Source organism: Tepidibacter formicigenes DSM 15518 (assembly GCF_900142235.1).
In the GTDB taxonomy this organism is placed as follows: Bacteria; Bacillota; Clostridia; order Peptostreptococcales; family Peptostreptococcaceae; genus Tepidibacter; species Tepidibacter formicigenes.
This window is the reverse complement of record NZ_FRAE01000096.1, coordinates 1-6,302: the sequence shown is the minus strand read 5'-3', so window position 1 is coordinate 6,302 and position 6,302 is coordinate 1. Positions and strand designations below refer to the sequence as shown.

Annotated in this window: 5 protein-coding genes; 2 read left to right on the top strand and 3 right to left on the bottom strand. The window is 26.7% G+C overall.

What is annotated here, in order from left to right:
* Positions 1-395 precede the first annotated feature (395 nt).
* The gene (locus BUA77_RS12350; RefSeq protein WP_072890722.1) at positions 396-1,655 is read left to right on the top strand and encodes a dicarboxylate/amino acid:cation symporter; all 1,260 of its coding nucleotides are present in this window, start codon (positions 396-398) and stop codon (positions 1,653-1,655) included.
* A 204-nt stretch (positions 1,656-1,859) separates the two neighbouring features.
* Here the strand turns inward: BUA77_RS12350 and BUA77_RS12345 are convergent, their stop codons facing one another.
* Together BUA77_RS12345 and BUA77_RS12340 are read right to left on the bottom strand one after the other, a co-directional pair.
* On the bottom strand, positions 1,860-2,540 hold the full coding sequence (locus tag BUA77_RS12345) for an RluA family pseudouridine synthase (RefSeq protein WP_084605775.1): 681 nt from the start codon (positions 2,538-2,540) through the stop codon (positions 1,860-1,862).
* A complete protein-coding gene (locus BUA77_RS12340; RefSeq protein ID WP_143151365.1) occupies positions 2,540-3,415 on the bottom strand; it encodes a class I SAM-dependent methyltransferase in 876 nt (291 codons plus the stop codon). Before BUA77_RS12340 ends, BUA77_RS12345 begins: the two co-directional genes overlap by 1 nt.
* A gap of 199 nt (positions 3,416-3,614) precedes the next feature.
* On the opposite strand from BUA77_RS12340, the gene BUA77_RS12335 reads away from it, so the two are divergent.
* The gene (locus BUA77_RS12335; RefSeq protein WP_072890717.1) at positions 3,615-4,127 is read left to right on the top strand and encodes a ferritin; all 513 of its coding nucleotides are present in this window, start codon (positions 3,615-3,617) and stop codon (positions 4,125-4,127) included.
* Between the two features lie 168 nt (positions 4,128-4,295).
* On the opposite strand, the gene BUA77_RS12330 is transcribed toward BUA77_RS12335, so the two are convergent.
* A complete protein-coding gene (locus BUA77_RS12330; RefSeq protein WP_072890714.1) occupies positions 4,296-5,969 on the bottom strand; it encodes a YcdB/YcdC domain-containing protein in 1,674 nt (557 codons plus the stop codon).
* Between the last annotated feature and the right edge of the window lie 333 nt (positions 5,970-6,302).

The window sequence follows — 6,302 nt, the reverse complement described above, 5'->3', positions numbered from 1 at the left end:
AACTATAAAAAAGTCTTTATTCTAAAGATTTTAAATGTAGACTTTTCTGAAATTTCATGGCGCCAACGAATTCTAACGAATTCCGTTGCTTAAAATTCATAACGAAAATTATATTTATTCACAATTCAAAAGGATTATAATTTCCTATTCATTATAAAAGAATTTCCTAATTTAAAATTAGGAAATTCCTTTATTTTTTTGATAAAATATACACCTCCTAAATAAAATTAAGTTTTTTATATTTTATCTTAATTTTTTTAGCTAAAATTCAAAAAAAGTTAACTTTTTTCGATATATAAATTAATTTTTATATAAAATTTTATTATATTTCATTGAAATTAACAATAAACTCTTATAAAATAAAGTCTAATATTGTTTAAAAAAGGAGGTTCATTATGACTAAAAAGAAAAGTATTTTTTCTAACTTAGGAATTATGATAATAATTTCTATGCTTTTGGGAATAGCTATCGGTACAGCTTTATATATTTCTAATAAAGGTGAGTATTTTGCAGTAACTATATGTTCTAATTTAGGAGATATATTTATGCAACTTCTTAAAATGGTAGTTATTCCTCTAGTTACAACATCTATAATATCTGGAGCAGCATCAATTGGTAATACTAAATCTGCTGGTAAAATAGGTGCTTCAACATTTGGTTATTATATTTTTACAACTTGTTGTGCCGTTATACTTGCTTTAATTATGGGTAACTTAACACAACCAGGTGTTGGAGTTGATAACTCTATATCATCTATGTTTTCTAATGAATATGCTGACAAAGGAGACATCCCTGGTTTTTGGGAAACTATAAAAGGAATAATTCCTACAAATCCTATTAAAGCATTAGTAGATGGAAATATGCTTCAAATACTATTTTTTAGTTTATTTTTAGGATTTGGAATATCATCACTTGAAAAAGATAAAAAAGAATTTATATTAAAAGTTTTTGATTATATAACAGAAGCACTTATATGGGTTATTAATAAAATAATGTTATTTGCTCCTATAGGAGTATTTGGACTTATGGTATATTCAATTGCAACATTTGGATTTGATTCATTAAAACCAGTATTTAAATTATTCGTTATATATATATTTACATTAGGTATTCATACTTTTGGATTCTATCCTTTAATGGTAAAATTACTTTCTAAAGTATCTCCATTTATATTCATAAAAAAAGCAATGAAGCCTTTTTCTGTTGCTTTTTCTTCTGCATCATCTATGGGAACACTTCCTGTTACAACAGAGGTTTGTGAAGAAGAATTAGGAGTATCTAAAGAAATAACATCATTTGTACTTCCACTAGGTGCTACTATAAATATGGATGGTAACTCTATATATTATGGACTAGTTGCAGTATTCTTTGCCCAATATTTTGGAATCGAACTTACAATGGCATCATATGTAGCCATAATACTTACAGCAACTATAGGGTCTATTGGTCAAGCAGGAGTTCCTGGACCTTCTTTATTAGTAGTTGCCGTATTAATGGCTGCTAATATACCAATAGTAGGTCTTCCTATATTATTTGGTATGGATAGAATATTTGATATGCTTAGAACTGCTGTAAACGTAACTGGAGATGCTTCTTGTGCAGTAATTATCGAAAATTTAAAGCAAAAAGAAGAGATTAAAAGCTTAGCAAAATAATATTTTAAATAATAAAAAAGTCTTTATTCTAAAAATTTTAACTGTAGACTTTTTTAAAATTTCATGGAGCTAACGAATTCCGTTGCTTAAAATTCATAACAGAAATTATATTTATCAACAGTTTAAAAAATTTATAATTTCTTATTCATTACAAAAATTAGAGGCTACTAAAAAGCTCCGCTTTTTAGTAGCCTCTAATTTTTATTAGGACTTTTTTATATCAAATATATTCCAAGGATATTCATCAGGTGGTAAACAAGTAAAATTCATTACTTCTTTTAAAGTTGGATGATTCATTCCTATTTTATAGGACCAAAGTGCTATCTGCTGACCCACTTTGTTTAACCTTTTACCATATTTTTGATCTCCATATAAAGGATTACCTCTACTTGAAAATTGAACTCTTATTTGATGTGGTCTTCCCGTTTTCAATTCTATTCTTACTAAACTTAAGTTATTTTTACTTTCTAAAACCTTATATTCAAGTACAGCTTCTTTAGCACCATTAAAATTTTTATCTACAACTTTTACAGTATTAGTTTTAGAGTCTTTATATAAATAATCCTTTAGTATCCCTTCTTTTTTATTAGGAGTTCCTCTAAGTACAGCTAAATATGTTTTTTTAAAACTTCTATTTCTTACCTGCTCAGAAAGGCGGGATGCTGATTTTGAAGTTTTTGCAAAAACCATACACCCTCCAACAGGTCTATCAAGTCTATGAACAAGACCTAAGTAAACATTACCTGGTTTATTATATTTTTCTTTTATATATTGTTTTAATATTGAAAGCATATCTCTGTCTTTTGTATTATCTCCTTGAGATAATACATTTACAGGCTTTTTCACAACTAACAAATGATTATCTTCATATATTATATTTACCATTACTTTAATGACTCCCATCTTCCAAAAATTCCACAAGGAAGTACTAAGTTAGTTTTAGTAACAGGTATTCCAATTTCTCCTGAATATATTTTACCTCTATATTTTTTACCCATAGATGAATTAAGTATATTTTCTAAAACAATTGGAGAAAAACCAGATGTATATGAATTGATAAGTAGAAATAAAGGATTATCAGATAAAACATTCATACAGAGTTCTATAAATTCATATAATTTTTCTTCTATCTTCCAAACCTCTCCACCTGGCCCTCTTCCATAGGATGGAGGATCCATTATTATAGCATCATATTTTCTTCCTCTTCTTATTTCTCTTTGAACAAATTTAAATACATCATCTACTATAAATCTAACCTTTTTATCTCCTAGTCCTGATAAATGAACATTTTCTTTTGCCCAAGTTACCATTCCCTTTGATGCATCAACATGGCAAACTTCCTCAGCTCCACCATAAGCTGCTGCTACAGTCGCTCCTCCTGTATAAGCAAACAGGTTAAGTACCTTTATCGGTCTATTTGCTTTTTTTATTTTTTCTATTATCCAATCCCAGTTTGCTGCTTGTTCTGGAAATAATCCTGTATGCTTAAATCCCGTAGGCTTTATGTAAAAAGACAAATCTTTATATTTAATAGTCCATTTTTCTGGTGTATGCTTTTTATATTCCCACTGACCTCCACCTTTACTACTTCTATGATAATGTCCATGTGAATTTTTCCATAAAGACCATTCTTTATCTAGTGGCCATATTATTTGAGGATCTGGTCTTCTTAATACATATTCCCCCCATCTTTCTAATTTTTCTCCATCTCCTGTGTCTATAAGTTCATAATCCTTCCATTTATCTGCAAGTAACATCATAATTTTTGACCTCCTAAGTTTTCCTTCAATTAAATTATTATATCTAATATATTATCCCTTTTCAATCAAAATTAAAATATGCTAATATAAAAAATAGACTTCCCAAGTCTATAAAAAGTCTTAAAGTGAATAAATAATAACTTAATGGGTATATTATATTAATGTAATATAGTTAATCATATAGAAGGGGGCTTTTAAAATGGCAAGCGAAAGAATTATAAAGGAATTAAATAATCAAATTCAGAAAGAGTTTTATTCACAATATCTTTACATAGCAATGGAGGCTTATTGTGGAAATCAAAATCTGGATGGTTTCTCTAATTTTTTTCATATACAAGCACAAGAAGAAAGGGATCACGCATATAAAATATTTGATTATATAAATAGAGTAGGTGGAAGAGTTGAACTTGAAGCTTTAGCTAAACCTAAAAATGATTTTTCATCTCCTCTAGAAGTATTTGAACTTGCTCTTCAACATGAAAAAGGGATAACTAAATCAATTCATAATTTATTAGATATTGCTTTAGAAGAAAAAGACCATACAACAACAGCTTTTCTTCAGTGGTTTGTAACTGAGCAGGCAGAAGAAGAAGAATCCATGGAAAAAATAGTTAAAAAACTCAGATTAATGCAAGGTAATCCAGCAGGTCTCTTAATGATAGACCAAGAACTTGCTCAAAGAGTATATACTCCTATTCCTCAAGAAGTATAAAAAAATTCGCTTCATTATATCGCATGGCTCATGTCGCCAACGAGTCCTAAGGACTTTATTGCTCAAAATAGTTGATACTTTTATTCAGTTATCAAAGTTATCAACAGCTTAAAAATTCATAGTTTCCTATAGAATAAAAAAAGATATGGCAAATTTGCCATATCTTTTTTATATATTAGGATTTAGTGCTTTCCCAGTATGAGCATCTATCTCATATACTGGTTTAGCTAAATCTACTGGACTAAACATATAAATTAATTTTGTTTCATATTTAGGATTAGTATAATCCTCATTTGTATTTATAGTTATATACATAAGCTTTGGTTTGTTTTCATTAAGAAATACTTTTTTAGCTTCTTCTTTATTTATAATATTATCTATGCCTTCAAATTCTACTTTATCATCCCAGAAATAGTTTAATTCATTTACTTTTCCTGTTTTCACATCTACGCTAACACTTATATTATTATAATAGTATTCTACTCCATTTACTAACCTAGGAAAGTTAAAATATACATATCTTACTGGTATTTCTTTTCCTTCAAATTTATAAGTCATTGGGTATTTGATTTGTTCAGTTTTTATGTCTTTTATTTTTTCTGGGAAATATTTAGCTATGGTCTCTATTGCTTTATAATAAGCCTCATCCCAAGTTAACTTAGGAGTAAATATTTCATTTGGCTTTTCTTCATTATTCCATTTACCTATACTTACTAATTCTCCAGTTAAAGCGTCTATAGTAATACTTCCTCCGTCTTTAATATATCCTTTATTATCTTTTTTCCCAAAATCAGCTACCCATACTTTATTAAAATTATTATTATCAACAAGCTCTAAATAACTTAAATCCATATTATCTATATTATAAAACTCTTTTATTTTTTTCTTAATTAATTTAACAGCCTCTTCTTTATTTAGTTCTTTTTCTAATTTAGACTTATCTTTAGCATTTTTTAGTATTTCTTCTTTCTTTGATTTGTATATATCTTTAGTTTCTTCTTTTTCTTTATTATATCCCCAATTTATAATCTTTCCTTCTTTTGCATCTATCATATTTCCATTTTCAAATCTATAGTTATATACAAGTTTTAATTTCTCTAATTCATTAGATTTAAAGTCAAATTGATTTATATAATTTAAGTTTATTTTTATATTTTCACTAAATAATTTTTCAGCTTCTTCTTTACTTATTACATTGTCTATTTTTGGAAAATCCATATCTTCTGACCAACTATAAGAATATCCTATTACTTTTCCATTTACAGCATCAACATCAATATTTATGTAATTTGAATCAAATTCTACTCCATCAATAGTTCTAATATATCTAAAGTAATAGTTTCTTGGTTTACTACTTTCATCATAGTTAACTTCATCTATAAATTTAATTTGACTTAACTTATCTGGATTTATTTTATCTATATATTTTTTAGCTATTTCTTTTGCTTTTTCTTTGCTTATAGTTGGTTCTTTATTTTCATCTGAATAATTATATTCATATTTACTTAAAGCTTTAATTTTTCCAGTATTTGAATCTATTGCTATGAAAAAATCTTTAGTTTCTTTGTCATTATATTTATTAAAAGATAAATTCCAAGTATAATTTTCCATATAAGGACCAAAGTTTATATTTTCATCAAAATCCCTTACATCAATTCCGAATGTGTCTTTTATTTTTTTTATTCCTATTTCTCTTGCTTTTTCTTTTGAAATTCTAGCTTTTTTCTGTTGTTGTTCATACATTGTTACAATACTATTATCAACATCTGCAAATGCAGGGCTTAAACTTCCAAATATAATAGCTCCTGCTATAAATACACCTAAGAACCTACTTTTTTTCATAAATCGCCCTCTTTTCTTTATATTTTATATTTTAATTATAATTAATTGATAAATATAATTGGTTACAAAATAGTTACAATTAATATATTGACTTAAATTATAGACTGTATTTCTTAAATACATCTTAATGAATTCTTAAATTTAACTTAAAAATTCATCTTAAATACTATTTATATTCAAAGTAATTCTTATTTATCACAATTTTATTTATATTTGTATAAGATAATATTAAGGGAAATAGGTAGTTGCAAAATAGAGTGAAAGGTTATCCACAGAAAAATTGAGTTGAAATTACTAAATAGAAAGAGTTATTAACAGTAATATTCAAAAAAA